We start from the raw sequence: 1,860 nt of genomic DNA, 5'->3' as shown, positions 1-1,860 counted from the left end.
CCCGTCCCCCACCGGACATTCGCCGGACATTCGCCGGACATTCGCCGGACATTCGCCGGACATTCGCGACAGTCCGGCCCCCGCGACCCGGCCCCGGCCTGCGGCCGCACCCACCCGGACATCCCTTCGACCCACCCCGGCAAAGGGCGCTGCAAAAAATAACCGTCCCGGATGGCGGGCTTGGCATATTTTTACTATTTTTGTAAGAGGTGGAACAGGCATTCCCCGCAAAGGCCAGGGAAAAGTCCCGTCTCCACGAAAAGAACCGGCAAAAAATTCAAAACCACGCAATATTATGTTTTCAGCCAAAACCTACACTGCGCGCCGCAACATGCTGCGCACGAAAATCGGCTCGGGCCTCGTCCTGCTGCCGGGCAACCCCCTGTCGCCGAACAACTACCCGAACAACGCCTACTACTTCCGGCAGGATTCGTCGTTCCTCTACTACTTCGGCCTGAACGTCCCCTCGCTGGCGGGCCTCATCGACGCTGACACGGGCGAAGAGGCGCTCTACGGCGACGACTTCACCGTCGAGGACATCATCTGGACAGGGCCGCAGCCCACGCTGCGCGAGCTGGGCGCCCAGGTGGGCGTCACGGCGACGTTCCCCCTGGCCGAGCTCGAGAAACGGCTCCGCAAGGCCATTTCGCTGGGCCGCAAGATTCACTTCCTGCCGCCCTACCGCGGGGAAACCAAACTCCAGCTGTCCGCGCTGCTGGGCATCACCCCCGCCCTGCTGCACGACTACAAGTCGGTGGAGCTGATGTTCGCCGTGGCCGAGATGCGCGAGAAGAAGAGCGCCGAGGAAATCGAGGAGATGGAACGCGCTTTCCAAATCGGCTACCGGATGCACACGCTGGCCATGAAGATGTGCCGCCCGGGCGTCGTCGAGCGCGAAATCGCGGGCGCCATCGAGGGTATCGCCAAATCGTACGGCTCGGGCGTGTCGTTCCCGTCGATCGTGTCGCAGCACGGCGAAACGCTCCACAACCTCAACGCCGACGGCGTGCTGGAAGAGGGGCGCCTGCTGCTGTGCGACGCGGGCGGCGAAACGGTCAACAACTACTGTTCCGACCACACGCGCACCTATCCCGTGAGCGGACGCTTCACGCAGAAGCAGAAAGAGATTTACAACATCGTGCTGGCGGCGCACGACCACGTGGCCGGCATCGTCAAACCCCACATGATGTACACCGAAATACACAAGGCCGCCTACATGACGCTGGCCGAGGGACTGATCGGCGCCGGGCTCCTGAAAGGCACGGCGGCCGACGCCGTAGCCTCGGGCGCGATGACGCTGTTCATGCCCCACGGACTGGGACACGGACTGGGCATGGACGTGCACGACTGCGAGGCGATGGGCGAGCGGAGCTTCGACTTCTCCTCGATTGCCCAGCGCGCCGCCAAGTCCGCCACCTGCATCTACCGCACGGCATGGCGTATCGAACCGGGCACGGTGATGACCGACGAGCCGGGGCTCTACTTCATTCCGGCGCTCATCGACAAATGCCGCGCCGAGGGGCTTTACAAGGGCATCGTCGACTACGACGCGCTGGAGGCCTACCGCGACTTCGGCGGCATCCGCATCGAGGACGACATCCTCGTGACGGAAACCGGCAGCCGCATGCTGGGCGACAAGAAAATCCCCGTCACGGTCGAGGAACTCGAAGCCGTCGTAGGCCGGTAACGTGAAGCGGATTTTCATCTTCCCGACCGTCGAGGAGGCCAAGGCGTTCCTCCTCACCGAGCCCCGCGACCCGGTATTTGTCGGCGGGGTCGGCATGGCCGAAATCGCCGCGGCGACGGTGCGCGCCGTGAAGGCCCGCAAACCGCAGCTGGCGGTGCTCGCGGGCATCGCCG

The 1,860-nt window shown here is 64.2% G+C and carries 1 protein-coding gene; it reads left to right on the top strand.

The annotated features are described in order from the left end of the window. Positions 1-295 precede the first annotated feature (295 nt). Positions 296-1,687: an aminopeptidase P family protein gene (locus QZT71_RS12430; RefSeq protein ID WP_295916671.1), complete on the top strand. Its 1,392-nt coding sequence runs from the start codon at positions 296-298 to the stop codon at positions 1,685-1,687. Positions 1,688-1,860: the final 173 nt, after the last annotated feature.

Source organism: uncultured Alistipes sp., from assembly GCF_902388705.1.
Lineage (GTDB): Bacteria > Bacteroidota > Bacteroidia > Bacteroidales > Rikenellaceae > Alistipes.
Note: the sequence above shows the minus strand (reverse complement) of the source record. Positions and strands in the feature narration are given on the sequence as shown.